This window comes from Luminiphilus syltensis NOR5-1B (assembly GCF_000158175.1).
Lineage (GTDB): Bacteria > Pseudomonadota > Gammaproteobacteria > Pseudomonadales > Halieaceae > Luminiphilus > Luminiphilus syltensis.
The window spans coordinates 2,677,589-2,694,486 of sequence record NZ_DS999411.1; the positions used below are offsets into that span (position 1 = coordinate 2,677,589).

At 57.4% G+C, this 16,898-nt stretch carries 14 protein-coding genes; 6 read left to right on the top strand and 8 right to left on the bottom strand.

Annotation, left to right across the window (positions count from 1 at the left end; translation table 11 throughout):
• The first annotated feature begins 10 nt into the window (after positions 1-10).
• Complete coding sequence (locus NOR51B_RS12120; protein WP_009019780.1) at positions 11-2,188, top strand: carboxy terminal-processing peptidase; 2,178 nt, start codon at positions 11-13, stop codon at positions 2,186-2,188.
• Positions 2,189-2,210: 22 nt separating this feature from the next.
• Here the strand turns inward: NOR51B_RS12120 and cysG are convergent, their stop codons facing one another.
• The 6 genes from cysG to NOR51B_RS12150 form a co-directional block, all read right to left on the bottom strand.
• Positions 2,211-3,608: a siroheme synthase CysG gene (cysG, locus tag NOR51B_RS12125; RefSeq protein ID WP_009020998.1), complete on the bottom strand. Its 1,398-nt coding sequence runs from the start codon at positions 3,606-3,608 to the stop codon at positions 2,211-2,213.
• Positions 3,608-4,903: a serine--tRNA ligase gene (gene serS, locus NOR51B_RS12130; protein WP_009021688.1), complete on the bottom strand. Its 1,296-nt coding sequence runs from the start codon at positions 4,901-4,903 to the stop codon at positions 3,608-3,610. The genes cysG and serS overlap by 1 nt, the downstream gene beginning before the upstream one ends.
• A gap of 65 nt (positions 4,904-4,968) precedes the next feature.
• Entirely contained in the window at positions 4,969-5,343 is a 375-nt protein-coding gene (gene crcB / locus NOR51B_RS12135) for a fluoride efflux transporter CrcB (protein WP_009020671.1), read from the bottom strand.
• Positions 5,340-6,638, bottom strand: a complete 1,299-nt coding sequence (locus tag NOR51B_RS12140; RefSeq protein ID WP_040482600.1) for a replication-associated recombination protein A — start codon at positions 6,636-6,638, stop codon at positions 5,340-5,342. Before NOR51B_RS12140 ends, crcB begins: the two co-directional genes overlap by 4 nt.
• A gap of 41 nt (positions 6,639-6,679) precedes the next feature.
• On the bottom strand, positions 6,680-7,291 hold the full coding sequence (locus tag NOR51B_RS12145) for an outer-membrane lipoprotein carrier protein LolA (RefSeq protein ID WP_230198463.1): 612 nt from the start codon (positions 7,289-7,291) through the stop codon (positions 6,680-6,682).
• 8 nt (positions 7,292-7,299) lie between these two features.
• The gene (locus NOR51B_RS12150; RefSeq protein ID WP_009018822.1) at positions 7,300-9,642 is read right to left on the bottom strand and encodes a DNA translocase FtsK 4TM domain-containing protein; all 2,343 of its coding nucleotides are present in this window, start codon (positions 9,640-9,642) and stop codon (positions 7,300-7,302) included.
• A gap of 245 nt (positions 9,643-9,887) precedes the next feature.
• Between NOR51B_RS12150 and trxB the strand changes: the two genes are divergently transcribed.
• From trxB to infA, 4 genes are all read left to right on the top strand, one after another.
• Entirely contained in the window at positions 9,888-10,847 is a 960-nt protein-coding gene (trxB, locus tag NOR51B_RS12155; RefSeq protein WP_009020870.1) for a thioredoxin-disulfide reductase, read from the top strand.
• A 59-nt stretch (positions 10,848-10,906) separates the two neighbouring features.
• Positions 10,907-11,584 carry a leucyl/phenylalanyl-tRNA--protein transferase gene (aat, locus tag NOR51B_RS12160; RefSeq protein WP_009021602.1) on the top strand — a complete coding sequence of 226 codons (678 nt, stop codon included), beginning with the start codon at positions 10,907-10,909 and terminating at the stop codon, positions 11,582-11,584.
• Positions 11,581-12,348, top strand: a complete 768-nt coding sequence (locus NOR51B_RS12165; RefSeq protein WP_009020556.1) for an arginyltransferase — start codon at positions 11,581-11,583, stop codon at positions 12,346-12,348. Before aat ends, NOR51B_RS12165 begins: the two co-directional genes overlap by 4 nt.
• Positions 12,349-12,438: 90 nt before the next feature.
• Positions 12,439-12,657, top strand: a complete 219-nt coding sequence (gene infA / locus NOR51B_RS12170; protein WP_040482095.1) for a translation initiation factor IF-1 — start codon at positions 12,439-12,441, stop codon at positions 12,655-12,657.
• On the opposite strand, the gene clpA is transcribed toward infA, so the two are convergent.
• Both clpA and clpS read right to left on the bottom strand, forming a co-directional pair.
• Entirely contained in the window at positions 12,658-14,934 is a 2,277-nt protein-coding gene (gene clpA, locus NOR51B_RS12175; protein ID WP_009019739.1) for an ATP-dependent Clp protease ATP-binding subunit ClpA, read from the bottom strand.
• A 4-nt stretch (positions 14,935-14,938) separates the two neighbouring features.
• Entirely contained in the window at positions 14,939-15,337 is a 399-nt protein-coding gene (clpS, locus tag NOR51B_RS12180; RefSeq protein WP_009021153.1) for an ATP-dependent Clp protease adapter ClpS, read from the bottom strand.
• A gap of 54 nt (positions 15,338-15,391) precedes the next feature.
• Between clpS and NOR51B_RS12185 the strand changes: the two genes are divergently transcribed.
• The gene (locus tag NOR51B_RS12185; protein WP_009020057.1) at positions 15,392-16,768 is read left to right on the top strand and encodes an FAD-binding oxidoreductase; all 1,377 of its coding nucleotides are present in this window, start codon (positions 15,392-15,394) and stop codon (positions 16,766-16,768) included.
• Positions 16,769-16,898: the final 130 nt, after the last annotated feature.

The window sequence follows — 16,898 nt, forward strand, 5'->3', positions numbered from 1 at the left end:
ATAGAGGAAGATGTACGTGACAGCACTTTCAACCATTGCCTGTTTATTGGCGGGTCGACTCGGTCGGCTGCTTACCTTCTGTGGTGCCTCACTCCTTTTCGTATTCCCGGCATACAGCCTGGAGCCTACGCCAGCGCAGGGAGAGACCCTCGAGGAGTTGGTCGATGCCCTTGAGGACAGGCACTACGCCAAGCGCGTCTATGACGATTCGCTATCGCGCGCCCATCTCAACGAGTACATCGATAGTCTTGACCCACAGCGGATGTTCTTTACTTCCGCCGACATCGAGAAATTCGATGCCTACGGCGAGGCGCTCGACGACTACGGACGAGAGGGTGAGCTCTCCCCCGCTTTCGAGATTTTTAACGTCTACGAAGCCCGTCTTCGGTCGCGCCTGACGCAGGTGGTAGAGCAGGTCGGAGATTGGGTTGCCGGCTACGATTTTGAGCGTGAAGAATTTATCGAGGTCGATGGCAGTGAACTACCGTGGGCCGACAAGCCGTCGGATCTGGACGACCGCTGGAGGAAGCGTGTCAAGAATCAGGTGCTCAGCCTTAAATTGGCCGACAAGCCCGATGACGAGATCGTCCCTATGTTGGAGCGCCGTTACACGAGCCAGCTCAACCGACTCGATCAATACAATGCACAAGATGTTTTTCAAGTCTATGCCAACGCCCTGACCGAGCTATTCGACCCCCATACCAGCTACTTTTCGCCACGCCGGGCCGAAAACTTTGATATCAACATGAGCCTGTCGTTTGACGGGATTGGCGCGGTCTTACAGGTTGATGATGAGTTCACCAAGATAGCCCGCCTGGTGCCCGCCGGACCCGCCGAAAAGCAGGGGGATCTCCAACCCTCACAGCTCATCGTCGGCGTGGGCCAAGGGAATTCGGGCCCTATCACGGACGTGGTTGGCTGGCGCCTCGACGAGGTCGTCGACCTGATTCGTGGTCCGCGGGATACCATTGTGCGCCTCGAAGTTATTCCGGACAAAATGAAAACCGATCAACGCCAGGTTATCGCGATTCGCCGGAATCAGGTCAAGCTTGAAGAGCAATCAGCCCAGAGCGATATTATTGAAGTGCCCGATGTGAACGGTGATGTGCGCAAGATTGGCGTGATTGACATCCCTGCGTTTTACATTGATTTTGCCGCACTTCGCCGGGGCGATGACGACTACAAATCCACTACCCGCGATGTGCGGCGACTGATTGGCGAACTCGAGGCCGACGGTGTTGAAGGCCTCGTTATTGATTTGCGTAACAATGGCGGTGGCTCCTTACAGGAGGCCAACGAGTTGACCGGACTGTTTATCGAATACGGGCCTACGGTACAGATCCGCAGTGCGGAACGCCGGGTGTGGCGCGACGGCAAACGCCGCCGTTCGGCTTATTACGATGGCCCGGTTGCCGTACTGATCAACCGGCTGAGCGCATCCGCTTCCGAGATCTTTGCCGGCGCTTTACAGGACTACGGGCGCGCGATCGTTGTCGGAGACCGGACGTTCGGAAAAGGGACGGTCCAAACCATGATGGCGCTCCCCGAGGGGCAGCTCAAAGTCACCGAGAGTAAGTTCTATCGTGTCAGTGGTGACAGCACTCAGCATCGCGGCGTCGTCCCGGATATCAGCTACCCCTCGTTGTTCGACCCCGAACAAATCGGCGAGAGCTCGCTGGATAATGCACTCGATTGGGATCAGATTTCCCCCGTTCGTCATAGAGAGTACAACTTTTATGGGCAACTGCTGCCCACGCTCCAGCAACGCCATGAAGAACGGGTCTCCGATGACCCGGATTTCATTTTTCTCACCGATCAGGTGGCAATGGCCGCGGAAACCCGATCGCTGACACAGCTTCCTTTGTCAGAGCAGAGTCGAGTGGAGTTACGAGAAGCCCAGGAGGCCAAAGCGCTCGCGATTGAAAACAAGCGGCGCAAGGCAAAGGGACTGGAGCTGCTGACCAGCCTGAGCGACGCGCCAGCAGACCCACTGGCGGATGAGGAAATGGGTGGCACCGAGGGCGAAACCGGGGGTGATGACGCGTTGTCGGTTCACAGTGATCCTATCGAGGATGACTCCGATACCCCCGACGTCCTGCTGATAGAAACCGGCCGAATCCTCGCCGATGCAATGGCCCTCTCGGCGCCGGCATCAGAGCGGCCAGAACAGCAAACCGCAGCCCGCTAACGACAGCCCGCTGCGTAGCGGGTTAATCGTCGTCGCTGGAGGTGCCGTTAAACCAGCCCAGGGACTCATGCAGCGTGACTACCGAGCCAATAATGAGCAGTGTAGGTGCCGCAGGCTGTGTCTCCTCAACGATACGGTGCATGGTGGATAGTGTCCCCGTAATGACTCGCTGATCGGGACGGGTGGCTTTTTCGATCACCGCCATGGGGGTGTCCCCCGCCCTGCCCGCCGCCATAAGTTCACGACAGATGATCTCCAATCCCGCGAGCCCCATATAAAATACCAGCGTCTCAGCGGGATTCAGAAACTGTGCCCACGGCAGGTTTAATTCGTAATTGCGCGTGTGGCCCGTGATAAAGCGTACCGACTGCGCGTGGTCCCGGTGGGTCAAAGGAATGCCGCCATAACAAGCCGCACCCGATGCTGCTGTAATACCGGGCACGACTTCAAAATCGATCCCGGCCTTCATCAGTCCTTCGATTTCCTCACCGCCGCGACCGAAGATAAACGGGTCACCTCCCTTGAGTCTCGCGACCCGTTTACCGGCCCTTGCATAGTCCACCAGTGCCTGATTGATTTGATCCTGCGGCATGGCGTGCTCAGAACGCTGTTTGCCAACGTAGATACGATCGGCATCACGGCGAGCGAGCTCAAGAATGCCATCGCCGATGAGCCGATCATAAAGCACCACATCCGCGCGCTGCAGCAGGCGCAAGGCCTTGAATGTCATAAGGTCAGGATCACCGGGGCCCGCACCGATCAGATAGACCGCACCGTGAATCAGCGCACCGGGATCCTCCAGCGCCCGATCGAATCGACGACTGGCTTCAGCGACCTCCTGCCTCGCCAGAAGGTCGGTAATCGGGGAATCCACGATCGCTTCCCAAAACTGTCGACGATCGCCCTCCTCCGCAATCTCGCTACTCACACGATCCCGCTGCTCACCGTAAAAGCGCGCGGCGGCGCCATAGCCCGGTGGATACAACGTTTCCAGAGTGCTGCGAATGCGCCGAGCCATGACCGGACTGGCACCGCTTGAGGAAATGCCGACCAGCAGTGGATTTCGATCGACAATCGCGGGAATAATGAAGCTACACAGCGCCGGGCTGTCGACCACATTCACGGGAAGATTTGCCGCCCGACAGACCTGCGACACTTCAGCATTAACCGCAGTGTCATTGGTTGCGGCAATGACGGCTCGAAATTGATCCAGTGGCTTTTCTGGGCTCCATGGCGTTCGCTGGACTCTCGCAGAATCACCAACAAGGTCAGTAAGCTCAGCGCTGACCTCCGGTGCGACAACCGTAAGCACCGCGCCCGCGCGATGGAGGAGCCTTGCTTTGCGCGTGGCAATCTCTCCACCTCCCACAAGCAAAACGGGCTCGCCATCGAGCTTAAGGCAGACGGGAAGGTAGTCCACTAGCGGATTACGTCGCTGCCGCGCATATAAGGCCTCAGGGCGGTGGGAATAGTTATGCTGCCGTCGGCACACTGATAGTTTTCTAGAATCGCTACCAGAGTCCGACCGACGGCCAGGCCCGATCCGTTTAGGGTATGGAGTAGCTCAGGCTTTCCTGTTTCCGGGTTACGCCACCGGGCCGACATTCGTCGCGCCTGGAAGTCACCGAAATTGGAGCAACTGGAGATCTCCCTAAAGGTATTTTGTGCGGGAAGCCAGACCTCAAGATCATAGGTGAGCTGCGCAGAAAAACCGAGATCACCACCACAGAGAATCACTTTGCGATAGGGCAGCTCCAGTGCCTCAAGAATCGATTCCGCGTGTGCCGTCAAGCTCTCCAGTGCCGCATCAGACTGCTGCGGCCGAACTATCCGCACCAGCTCCACTTTTTCAAACTGGTGCTGGCGAATTAATCCGCGAGTATCTCTGCCGTAGCTGCCCGCCTCACTGCGAAAGCACGGCGTGTGCGCAACAAAACGAAGCCCCTCCTCGCCCAATTCGTCGGCTTCAAAAATTCGGTCCCGACAGAGATTGGTTACGGGCACTTCTGCCGTGGGTATCAGGTAGTAGCCCTGATCCGAAACGATACGAAACAGGTCTTCCTCAAACTTCGGAAGCTGTCCCGTGCCCGCGAGGGACTCACGATTTACCAGATAGGGAACGTAGGTCTCGGTATAGCCATGATCCAGAGTGTGTCGATCGAGCATGAACTGCACCAGCGCACGCTGCAGCTGGGCCAGGGGCCCCGTCATGACGGCAAAACGGGAACCGGTGATCTTGACCGCGGCCTGGGTATCAAGGAAACCGAGGCCCTCTCCGAGATCGACGTGATCCTTGACCTCATAGTCGAAATTACGCGGACTACCCCAACGCTTTACCTCGATATTATCGTTCTCGTCGGATCCCGCGGGAACCTGCTCATGTGGCACATTGGGCACGCTCATCAGTAGTGTTTCAAGCGCTGACTGAACCGCGTTGGCCGCTGCGGTAGCCGTATCAATCTCTGCGGCGATGCGATCGAGTTGCTGCTGCACCTCGGCTTTGGCCTCGTCGACGCTTTTACCCGCAGCAATCAGAGTACCGATTTGCCTGGACGCAGACTTACGCTCCGCCTGCAGCGATTGCGCTCGAACGTCAGCCTCGCGACGGCGCGATTCGAGATCCTTGAATTCGGTGACGGGAAACTCGAAGCCCTTTCGCAGCAGTTGGGCGGCGATCGCTTCCGGATTTTTACGGACGGTTTTTGTATCGAGCATGGTCTCTATGACTGATGATTCTGAGGGCGCGCATGATAGCGCGTTGCGCTTGAGTTTTCTGCCTTTTAAGCCACGCCCCTGGCAAGATAAACACCTGCGGTCACACCGGCAAGGCAACAAAAAATACTGAGCGCGGCGTACAACACCCCATGGTAAATATCCCCCGCCTCAATCATATGCAGCATTTCGAGGGAAAAGGTCGAGAACGTGGTGAAAGCGCCAAAAAAGCCAATCACCAGCAAGGCGCGAAAATCCCCGTGTATCATGCCCCGCTCAAGAAGCACAAACAGCACCCCAATACCCAAGGAGCCCGTTACGTTGACCAGTAAGGTGGCCAGGGGCCAGTCTTCAATGATGTAGTGGCGAACCAGCGCACCACTACCGAAACGCGCCATGGCACCCAGCGCCCCTCCCAATGCGACCAATAGCCACTGGGTCACGATGAAGGGCCATCCACGGCGTTTTTATCCAATGCGCGCAGATGTTCAAGCTTTTGCCGCACTTTGAGCTCCAGACCGCGATCGACTGGTCGATAAAAGCGAAGTCCTGTCAGCGACTCGGGAAGATAGTCCACGCCGGCAGCGTAACCCTCGGGCTCGTCATGGGGGTAGCGATAATTGTCACCATAGCCACTGTCTTTCATTAACGGGGTCGGTGCATTCCTGAGATGCATGGGCACCTCCAGTGAGCCGCCTTCAGCGACCGCCTGCTGAGCCGCCTTGTAAGCTTCATAAACTGCATTGCTCTTTGCAGCACAGGCCATGTAGACCAGTGCTTGGGCTATAGCGAGCTCGCCTTCAGGACTTCCCAAACGCTCTTGTACCTGCCAGGCATTGAGCGCCAGTTCGAGAGCCCGGGGATCGGCATTGCCGATATCCTCGGTGGCCATACGAATCGCCCGGCGGGCAACGTAGAAGGGATCACAGCCGCCATCCATCATTCGGGCAAACCAGTACAGGGTGGCATCCGGATCGCTGCCACGCACTGATTTATGCAGCGCGCTGATCTGATCGTAAAAGGCCTCTCCCCCTTTATCGAATCGACGTGCCAGTCCCCGTGTAATTTCCTCGATGGTGGTCTCGGTGATGGTTGTACTTCCATTTTCAGCACTGGCGAGATCGACGGCGAGTTCTAGCTGCCCCAGCGCGCGCCTCGCATCGCCATCAGCGGAAGCAACGAGTTGGGATAAGGCGTCGTCACTGACGGTCACGTCAGTAAATTCCGCCGCCAGTGCCGCACGGACTATCCGTGATAACTCGTCATCGGACAGCGGTTGAAGTTTGTACACCCGAGCACGGGAAAGTAATGCTGAATTCACCTCAAAAGAGGGATTTTCGGTGGTAGCCCCAATGAAAATCAACGTGCCATCTTCGACATAAGGAAGAAAGGCATCCTGCTGGGCTTTATTGAAACGATGGACTTCATCGACAAACAAGACGGTGGCTCTGCCCATGCCCCGCTCCTGACTGGCCCGAGCGACGACGTCGCGAATATCTTTAACGCCGGCCATGACTGCTGAGATTTGCACGAACTCGGCATTGGCTTGATGGGCAGACAGTCGCGCGAGCGTGGTCTTGCCGGTTCCCGGCGGACCCCACAGAATGAAGGAATGTAAATCACCCCGCTCGATGGCCTCGCGCAAAGGCTTACCCGGTCCCAGCACGTGGACCTGCCCTACATAGTCTGCGAGGGCCGATGGTCGGCGACGGGCGGCAAGCGGTCGCGTTTTCGCCATACTGTCGTCTGCTGCAAACAGCGGCTGTTGATTGGCCACCCTCAGCGCCTCCCAGTGCCCTGCTCGACCAATTCAATATGGGGCGGTAACTGCATCACAAACAAGGTGGCATCGGGGAGTTCGCCAACATCCGGGGTGAGGTCGACTGAGATGGTCTGCTCCAGCGAATCCAGTACTTCGATAGATGATGGAACATCCCCCTCGAAGTGGATGCGTAGCCGCCTGAACGGCGCGCTGAAGTCGGCTTTAGGTGTCAGTACCAGGTTGTCGAGGGAGGCTTCCAGCACATAGTGCTCGCTGAGCTGGGCCCGAGAACGGGTGAGCAACTGCATGGGTGAAAGCATCTCAGGATCAAGCGGTCGCCGGGTCGCAGTTTCAAGGTCGCGATCGAGCTGCCATAAATCCTGTCCATCACTGATTATTAGCTGACTGCCCGGTGCAGTAATCTCCCAGCGGAAGAAATGCGGCGTCAGGATGGCGAAGCGTCCTTCACTCGACCCGAGGGAGACACCATCGGCATCCACCAACTGCTGTTGAAAACTGCCCTGCAGACCCTCCGAGGGTAGCAGCCGATCGTCCGGGCCCGCCGCGACTGCAAGGTGAAACCATAGGCCCGATAGCAGCAATAAAAGACGGAGTGAGCGGTACCGCATCAGGCGCATCAATCCTCCATCGGAGGTGGCGCGAGCACCTCACGCTGACCGTTGGTACCCATCTCGGTGACCACGCCGGCGCTTTCCATCGCCTCAATCAGGCGTGCGGCCCGGTTATAACCGATACGTAATTTGCGTTGAACGCTGGAGATCGATGCACGGCGTGACTTGCATACATAGTGCACGGCCTCATCGTAGAGTGCATCCGCCTCAGGGTCATCGTTATCCGATGCCGCCGACTGCAGTTCCCCTGCCGTCACCGGTGTTTGCCCGCCCTCATCCAATAATCCCTCGATGAATTGAGGCTCCCCGCGCTGCTTCCAATCGGCCACCACCCGATGGACTTCGTCATCGGAACAAAACGCACCGTGCACCCGCTGCGGCACACTAGACCCCGAGGGCAAATACAGCATGTCGCCATAGCCGAGAAGTTGCTCTGCTCCACCCTGATCGAGGATGGTTCTCGAATCGACCTTGGAGCTGACCGAGAAAGCGATACGCGTCGGTATATTGGCCTTGATCAGACCCGTGATGACGTCCACCGAAGGTCTTTGGGTGGCGAGGATCAGATGAATACCTGCAGCGCGCGCTTTTTGCGCAATACGCGCGATCAGCTCCTCGACCTTCTTGCCGACAATCATCATCATGTCGGCAAATTCGTCAATCACGACAACAATACTGGGCAGTTTCTCGAGGTCCGGATGGACCTGATCCTCTTCCGCGGTCATCGACAGGGGGTCGGGCTTCCAGGTGGGATCCGGAATCGGTTCTCCCGCTTTTGCCGCATCAGCCACCTTGCGGTTGTAGCCCGCCAGATTCCGCACCCCGAGCATCGACATTAACTTGTACCGTCGCTCCATTTCTGCCACGCACCAGCGCAGGCCGTTGGCGGCATCCTTCATGTCGGTAATCACCGGAGTCAGGAGATGGGGAATCCCATCGTAAACCGACAGCTCGAGCATCTTGGGATCAACCAGAATGAGCCGACAATCCTCGGGGCCCGCTTTATACAGAAGGCTGACCAACATGCAGTTTACGCCTACCGATTTACCCGAGCCCGTGGTTCCGGCGACCAATAGGTGGGGCATCTTGCCCAGATCCGCAACAATGGGCACACCGGCAATATCGTGCCCGAGGGCCAGTGTGAGCGGAGACTTGGACTCGTCGAAGGTGCGCGAAGCGAGCACCTCCTTGAAGTTGACGGTTTGTCGATCGGCGTTGGGAATCTCGATTCCCACAACACTTTTACCGGGAATCACCTCAACCACGCGAACCGAAATGACGGCCAACGACCGCGCGACATCCTTGGCGAGGTTGGAGATCCGAGACACCTTCACCCCCGCCGCTGGCTGGATCTCAAAGCGGGTGACCACCGGACCGGGATAAACCGCAGTCACTTCAGCCGTCACACCAAAATCCGCGAGTTTTAACTCAAGTAGCCGTGACAGCGACTCGAGCTCCGCCTTGGAATAACCGCGGGGACCGTCTTCGGTGGGCGCATCAAGCAGCCCCAATGGCGGTAGCTCGCCGCTTATTGGCGTATTGAACAGGGGCTGTTGCTTTTCTTTCTCGACCCGCTTTCCGACTTCAGGTTTGGACTGTAATGCTTTGATCTTTGGCGGTTTTCTCTTGCGCTCTTTTTCAACATGCTGCTCGATTTGCGCCTTTCGCACCTCGAGTTGCTTTTCCCGCGCCCGTCGGTCCGCAATCTGGTCGCGGGTAGTGACGACGAATTGCACGCTCCGGTCCCAGGCCAGCAAGCAGAAGGCACCGATGCCCTGGGACAGGCGAAGCCAGCTGATATCGGCAAAAACGGTCAGCCCAAGCAAGAGCACGGCGACGAGGATCAGTCGGGCGCCCACCGGGCTGAAGGCCGTATCAAAACCACCCCCAATCCCCGAACCCAAAATACCGCCATCCCCCTGGGGCAACCCCGAACCGCCCGAGTCATTGAGCGATGCCAGCGCCGTAAAGGCGATCACCACGAGCACCAGCCCGAGTGCGCGCAGGCCTATATAGGACCAGTCAATCGGCCGATGATCGTCGTTGGCGAGGAGAATGCCGAACGCCCGGGAGGCGAGGAGTACCGGCACCAGATAAGCGGCGTAACCGAGCAGAGAGAAACAGACATCCGCCAGAAACGCACCCGTGATCCCGCCGAGATTATTGACCTCGCTGCTCACCGCGCTCGCCGACCATCCCGGATCCTGAGGGCTGTAGGACAAAAGGGCCATAAGAACAAACAGGCACCCCGCTCCCACGGCGATGAACAGCGCGTCCCGCAGACGCCTGCGGGGGTGATCACCCCGCTGAAGCGCTGCTTCCGAATTTTGTTTTGCTGCTTTGGCCAAAGCCAGACATCCTTATTGCGAAAGGCAAATGCTACCACAGCCCCTTGTCTTCGCGGTCCGTCGAATTGCCATGAAATTCAAATGCTTGCGCTACTTTTGGTAGCGGCGCGCCAAACTTTGCCGATACCGCAGCAGTGTATTACCCTTGCACCCCTTTAGCTGCTTTATTTAACCCTGCACTTTAGTTGCGACCGCTTGGGAATAGGCCAGCTCCCTTGCCAGTTCACAGAGGCACCAGTGTCATCATGAGCGATGTTCAGCACCATCGATTAATTATTCTGGGTTCAGGCCCTGCGGGCTACACGGCGGCAGTCTATGCCTCGCGGGCGAACCTTAGCCCGGTGGTCATTACAGGAATGCAGCAGGGTGGACAGTTAACCACCACCACCGAAGTCGAAAACTGGCCCGGGGGTCACGCTGAACTGCAGGGCCCAGAGCTGATGCAGCAAATGCAGGAGCACGTTGAGCGTTTTGATGCGAGCGTCGTGTTTGATCATATCGAGCGTGTCGATCTATCAAAGCGGCCGTTTCGCCTCAGTGGCTCGAGTGATTACACCTGCGATGCGCTAATCATTGCCACCGGAGCATCCGCGCAATATCTCGGCCTCGACAGCGAAACCACGTTTATGGGTAAAGGGGTGAGTGCCTGTGCAACCTGCGATGGGTTTTTCTATCGCGGTAAGGAAGTCGCCGTCGTCGGTGGTGGCAACACCGCCGTTGAGGAAGCACTCTACCTCAGTAACCTCGCCAGCAAGGTGCATCTGGTTCACCGACGGGACAGCCTGCGAGCCGAAAAAGTATTACAGGACCGAATTTTTGCCCGTGTGGACGAAGGCAAGATCGTTCCTCACTGGAACCAGACCCTTGATGAAGTCCTCGGCGACGCCACCGGAGTGACAGGGATGCGACTTCGCTCCACCCAATCCGACGAGACGACGGACATCGATCTCGCGGGGGTATTCATTGCCATCGGCCACAAGCCCAATACGGACATGTTTGAGGGGCAGCTCGATATGGCCGGCGGTTATATCATCGTCAAATCGGGAATCAATGGTGAGGCGACCACTACCAGTGTCCCCGGTGTGTTCGCAGCCGGGGATGTGGGAGATCACATCTATCGCCAGGCGATTACGTCGGCTGGCTTCGGCTGCATGGCGGCCCTGGATGCTGAGAAATTTCTTGATAGCCAGGAGAGTAACCAATAAGCGAGGGCAGTACGTCATTCCCTCCCTCGGAAAATGCACTGCGGGACCCCAACGGGTTATTGGCTGTCGGCGGAGATCTCTCCGCGCCAAGACTGGTTAGCGCCTACAGTCGTGGTATTTTTCCATGGTTTGAGGCGGACCAACCGGTGCTCTGGTGGACGCCGGACCCTCGCGCCGTTCTCTTCCCCAATGAATTCCATTGTTCCCGGTCGCTGCGAAAGACGCTGCGCAAAAACCAGTTCTCGGTTCGCTGCGATTCTGCATTTGCAGACGTGGTCGAGCGCTGCGCCGCACCGCGGGCGGACAGCCCGGACACCTGGATATCGCCCCAGATGAAAGCGGCTTACTGCCACCTTCACGCCCTGGGCTGCGCCCATTCGATCGAAACCTGGCGCGGTGACCAGCTGGTCGGTGGGCTCTACGGGGTGCGCATCGGCGATGTTTTTTTCGGTGAGTCGATGTTTTCTGCCCAGCCAGACACCTCCAAGATAGCGCTTGCCGGCCTGGTATGGCTGGCACAAAAAGCGGGGCTTAAACTGATCGACTGCCAGGTGACGAATCCACACCTGCTGGGCCTCGGTGCCCGTGAAATACCGCGCAAACGCTTTGAAAAACTGCTTCAAGACGCTATAAAACCAAGCGATACTAGGCAAGCACTGAGCCCTGCGGTGGGCTCGGGTTCCCTTGAGATGCAGTTGGGCGTCACGATGCCCGCACACACAGAGGTTTTGGTTTGACGGCGTCATTGCGCGAAATCAAGGTGTACACCACCTTCCCCCACGACTGCAGTTATCTCGATGGTCGCGAAGCTACGACGCTTTTTGTCGATCCCCGGCAGAAGATAAACCAGCGGCTTTACACCCAGCTTTCACTGCTCGGGTTTCGCCGCAGCGGCGATCACGTTTATCGTCCCCATTGCGATCGCTGCAACGCCTGTGTTCCGTCACGGATCGATATCGCTGAATTTCGGCTGAGTCGATCCCAAAGGCGTATTCTGAATCGGAATCACGATATCACGGTCGCTCGATCAGAGCATATTTTCGACGACGAAACCTATGCCCTCTACCACCGCTACATCGAGCAGCGTCACGCCGATGGTGATATGTATCCGCCAGACCGCGATCAATATGAATCCTTTCTCAACAATGGGCTGGGGTGCACCGAGTATTACCGGTTTTCGCTGGGAGACCAGTTGGTCGGGGTGAGCGTCGTCGATGTCATGGAAGATGGACTATCCGCCATTTACACCTTCTACGATCCCGACCACGAGCGCAGAAGCCTGGGGACATTTGCGGTACTGCATCAGCTCGAAGAGGCTCGACGCCGAGCCCTGCCCTATGTGTACCTGGGGTTCTGGATCGAAGAGTCGCCCAAGATGAGCTACAAATCGAAATTCAACGCCCTGGAAATTCTGAAAGGTGGTGAATGGCGCCGGCTGCAGGCCTCTGCAGCCGATCAGGACACCACAGAACCGGTGCGGAACCTGATGCTTAATCGGTAACGCGACCGATAGCACAACAATGCCGCTTTCTCAGTGCGCCGCTTTCGGTTAAAGTGCGCGCCTGTTTTTATCGTAAAGGAAACGCGCCGCATGGCGAAAGAAGATCAAATTGAAATGGAAGGCGAGATTGTAGAAACCCTTCCGAATACCACTTTTCGGGTCAAACTGGAAAACGGGCACGTGGTTACGGCACATATCTCGGGAAAAATGCGCAAGCACTACATCAGAATCCTGACGGGTGACAAAGTACGGGTGGAAGTCACGCCCTATGATTTGACCAAAGGCCGTATTACTTACCGAGAGCGCTGATCAGACGCTGACCTCTGAGGGCTTCTCTGCCCGCACCGAGACCAACAAGTCACTGCGGTCATCCTTCATGCTCACCACGGCGCTACCGCCCTTGCTGAGCTCTCCGAACAGCACCATGTCGGCAAGCGGCTTCTTAATGTGCTCCTGGATAACACGGGCCATGGGCCTTGCTCCCATGGTTCGGTCATAGCCCTTCTCTACCAACCAGAGGCGAGCTTCTTCGTCCACCTCAAGATCAACACCCTTCTCGTCCAACTGACCCTGCAGTTCGGTGAGAAACTTGTCGACCACGGTCAAGATAACGTCTTCTCCCAACGGCTCAAACGGCACTATCGCGTCGAGTCGATTGCGGAATTCCGGGGTGAAAGTACGATTAATCGCCTCGAGCGAATCGGTACTGTGATCCTGCTCGGTAAAGCCAATAGAGCGACGGCTCACATTCTCGGCACCGGCGTTGGTCGTCATCACCAGTATCACATTGCGGAAATCCGCCTTGCGACCATTGTTGTCGGTCAGGGTCCCGTGGTCCATCACCTGCAGTAGCAGGTTAAACACTTCGGGGTGGGCTTTTTCGATTTCATCGAGCAACACCACCGAATGCGGATGCTTGGTGACCGCATCGGTTAGCAGCCCGCCCTGATCGTAACCGACATAGCCCGGAGGCGCACCGATCAGCCGCGATACCGTGTGTCGCTCCATGTATTCGGACATATCAAACCGGGATAACTCAAGTCCCAGCTGCATTGCCAGCTGTTTGGTCACCTCGGTCTTGCCCACCCCGGTAGGGCCGGCCAGCAGGAAGGAGCCTATGGGCTTATCGCCCGATCGCAACCCCGCTCGCGCGAGCTTGATGGCAGCAACAAGGCTCGAAATCGCTTTATTCTGACCAAAAACAACCATTTGCAGATTGGGTTCCAGCTTCTCCAACAGTGATTTGTCGTCGGAGGTTACGGTTTTGGGGGGAATGCGGGCAATCTTGGCGATAATGCTTTCAATATCACCGGGGCCAATAACCTTCTTGCGTTTCGAGGGGGCCTGAAGTTGCTGGTAGGCGCCCGCCTCGTCAATGACGTCGATGGCCTTATCCGGCAGGAAACGATCGGTGATGTAGCGCGACGCCATTTCGACAGCGGTGCGCAGCGAACGGTCGGAGTAACGCAATCCGTGGTGCTCTTCAAATCGGGATTTCAGGCCCTTGAGAATCTTGTAGGCGTCGTCGACCGAAGGCTCAAGCACATCGACCTTCTGAAAACGACGACTGAGCGCCTTGTCTTTGTCAAAAATTCCACGGTATTCAGCGAAAGTCGTCGAGCCGATACAGCGCATCTTGCCCGAGCTGAGCAACGGCTTGAGTAGATTGCTCGCGTCCATGACACCGCCCGAGGCCGCACCGGCGCCGATAATCGTGTGTATTTCATCGATAAACAGGATCGAGTGATCGCGTTCTTTCAGGTCTGCCAGCAGACCCTTGAACCGCTTCTCGAAATCGCCACGGTATTTGGTACCCGCCAACAGCGCACCGAGATCCAATGAGTACACCACCGCGTCCTTGAGTATTTCAGGAACGTCACCATCAACAATCAGTTTCGCCAGGCCTTCAGCGATTGCGGTCTTTCCAACGCCCGACTCGCCGACCAGCAGTGGGTTATTTTTGCGCCGGCGCGCCAGAATCTGGGCAACGCGCTCCACTTCCTCGAGCCGCCCGATAAGCGGGTCGATGTTGCCCTCCCGCGCTTCCGCGTTCAAATCGGTAGCGTAGGTGTCGAGGGGACTGGCATCAGCACCGCCCGCGTCTTCACTGGTATCGCTCTCGGTTCGTTCGATACCCTCGCCTTCTTCATCGGGTTTAGCGATGCCGTGGGTGATGTAATTCACGACATCCAGTCGAGAGACATCCTGGGATTTCAGGAAGAAAACGGCCTGGGATTCCTGTTCTGAAAAGATGGCCACCAGAATATTGGCGCCGGTTACTTCGTTTTTTCCCGAACTCTGGACGTGAAAAACGGCCCGTTGCAGCACCCGCTGGAAACCGAGTGTGGGCTGGGTTTCTACCGCCTCGTCATCGTCGGGCAGCAGCGGCGTGGTGGCGTCGATAAACTCAACCAGATCGCCCCGCAGCGCTTCCAGATCGACACTACAGGCTTTCAACACCGCGATCGCCGCCGTATCGTCCAGCAGCGACAGGAGCAGGTGCTCCACGGTAATGAATTCATGGCGACGACCCCGGGCATTGCGGAACGTCTCGTTCAGCGTTTGTTCCAGGTCTTTGCTTAGCATGGTCTTATTCCTCGTCGTCTTGGGCGGGTTCTACTTCACACAGTAACGGGTGTTGATGTTCTTTGGCACACTGATTCACTTGTGCGGCCTTGGTCTCCGCGATATCGCGGGGATAGATGCCGCAAACGCCTTTGCCCTGGGTGTGAACCGCGAGCATCACCTGGGTCGCCTTATCCCGATTCATACTGAAGAAGCGCTCAAGCACCTCGACGACAAACTCCATAGGCGTGTAATCATCGTTGAGCAGAATGACACGATAGAGTGGCGGCCTTTTCAGCTTCGGTTTGGCGGGCGCAATGGCCACGCCTTCGTCCCGACCAGGGCCGCGCTCCGCGTCGTCTCCGGTCGCCCTGGGGCGAGGGTCCGAGAGCCTCGCGGTCGCAGCGTTATCGATAGTTTCCATAGCCCCAGTATAATTGATGCGCAGCGGATGTGACCGCAATAGGGAGAAAAGACCGTGTCTTTGGTAACCGACCTACGACGATTGATCGGCGACCGCGGTGTCCTCGATGCCGCGGCACTCAGTGAACGCCAGGCCGGCGTATGGCGCTCTGACGCCCTTGAGGCTGCGGCACTGGCGCGCCCCACCTGCACCGGGGAAGTTTCCCGGATTATGGAATACTGCCATCAACAGGGCATTAGTGTGGTCCCTCAGGGTGGACGGACCGGACTGGTTCATGGTGCCGATGCCAGCCCGGAGCAGGTTATTCTTTCTCTGGAGCGGATGAACCAAATTGAGAGCATCGATAGCCGTCAGCGGGTTGCCGTCGCGCAGGCCGGCGTCCCGCTGGAAACCCTGCACACCGCCCTCGAACCCCACGCCTTGCACTTCCCCCTCGACCTCGGCGCACGCGGCAGCGCGACACTCGGTGGGAATGCGGCGACCAACGCCGGCGGAAACCGCGTGATTCGTTACGGCATGATGCGGGAGTCGGTGCTCGGGCTCGAGGTAGTGCTTGCCGACGGCACAGTGGTAAACGCGCTGAACAGCCTGATCAAAAATAATGCGGGCTACGACATCAAACAGTGGTTTATTGGCTCAGAGGGCACACTCGGAATCATTACCCGACTGTCGTTGCGACTGCGCGAAGCGCCCCTGACTCGAGACATGGCATTGGTGGCGATCCCCGATTTCGATGCCGTAATCCGCTTGCTCAAGCATATGGATAGCCAGCTTGGGGGGTCGCTCTCGGCCTTCGAGGCGATGTGGCCATCCTTCTACCGCCTCATCACCACCCCGCCGGCGCTGGGCCGCCCACCCATCGGGCAGGACTTTCCTTTCTACGTACTCCTTGAATCCCAGGGCGCCAATCCTGACAGCGATCGCGAACGCCTCCAGCAGGCGCTGGAGTCGGCACTGGAGGCGGGCTTGGTGGTTGACGCCGCAATGAGTCAGTCAGAGCAGGATTGCGCCGGATTTTGGGCCCTGCGGGATGATGTGGAGCAGGTCTTTGTCAAAGGGGACGCGCTCCTGTTCGATATCGCACTGCCCATCGGCGAGATGGACCGATACACGACCGAACTGGAGGTCGCGCTTGCGAATGCCCTACCCGAGGCGGATCTATTCGTTTTTGGGCATTTGGGTGACGGCAACCTCCACCTGGCCATTCGCGTACCTGCCGGCAACGCTGACTCCCTGCGACCGCAGATCGAAGGCCTGGTTTACGACCCGCTGCACGCGTTTAAAGGCTCTGTATCCGCGGAGCACGGCATTGGTATCGAAAAGAAAAACTATCTGTCGATATCGAGATCACGGGAAGAAATCGATTTGATGCGGGGCTTGAAGCTCGCCCTCGACCCCACCGGGATTCTCAACCCCGGCAAGATTTTCTGACCAATAATTTACTTTATTTCATATACTTGCAGAGGATTACTGAGGTAAAATATAAGGTTTTTCACTGTCGAGGCGCATCCGCTCGGGGACGATGCACTCCAACTGCGGGGAGAGTAACAATCCCTGAAAT

Excerpts from the sequence above, each read along its gene's own strand:
- NOR51B_RS12120 (WP_009019780.1), top strand. The coding sequence starts at position 11 with ATGTACGTGACAGCACTTTCAACCATTGCCTGTTTATTGGCGGGTCGA.
- serS (WP_009021688.1), bottom strand. The coding sequence starts at position 4,903 with ATGCTCGATACAAAAACCGTCCGTAAAAATCCGGAAGCGATCGCCGCC.
- NOR51B_RS12140 (WP_040482600.1), bottom strand. The coding sequence starts at position 6,638 with ATGGCGAAAACGCGACCGCTTGCCGCCCGTCGCCGACCATCGGCCCTC.
- NOR51B_RS12145 (WP_230198463.1), bottom strand. The coding sequence starts at position 7,291 with ATGCGGTACCGCTCACTCCGTCTTTTATTGCTGCTATCGGGCCTATGG.
- trxB (WP_009020870.1), top strand. The coding sequence starts at position 9,888 with ATGAGCGATGTTCAGCACCATCGATTAATTATTCTGGGTTCAGGCCCT.
- infA (WP_040482095.1), top strand. The coding sequence starts at position 12,439 with ATGGCGAAAGAAGATCAAATTGAAATGGAAGGCGAGATTGTAGAAACC.
- clpA (WP_009019739.1), bottom strand. The coding sequence starts at position 14,934 with ATGCTAAGCAAAGACCTGGAACAAACGCTGAACGAGACGTTCCGCAAT.
- clpS (WP_009021153.1), bottom strand. The coding sequence starts at position 15,337 with ATGGAAACTATCGATAACGCTGCGACCGCGAGGCTCTCGGACCCTCGC.